The organism is Mesorhizobium sp. WSM4823, from assembly GCF_055811195.1.
The window spans coordinates 1-237 of sequence record NZ_JBVVQL010000075.1 but is presented as its reverse complement, the minus strand read 5'-3'; the positions used below and the strand labels follow the sequence as shown (position 1 = coordinate 237).

General features: G+C 64.1%; 1 protein-coding gene. It reads left to right on the top strand.

The features are described 5' to 3' along the window. A partial coding sequence (locus AC0L26_RS32060) for a c-type cytochrome (protein WP_473636093.1) occupies positions 1-237 on the top strand: 237 nt, incomplete at both ends.

Genomic DNA, 237 nt, shown 5'->3' with positions numbered 1-237 from the left:
CAACGCCTACAATCTCAGCCAAGGCAAGCGGCTCTATTCGTGGTTCGGCTGCAAGAGCTGCCATGGCGACGGCCAGGGCGGCAGCGGCCCTGGCTTCCTCGACGGCTGGTGGTACTACGGTCCCGAGACGGTCTCGATCTTCGCCTCGATCCGAGATGGGCGGCCGCACGGCATGCCCCCCTTCGGGGACAAGATGACCACGGATCAAATCTGGCAGCTTGCGGGCTATGTGCAGAC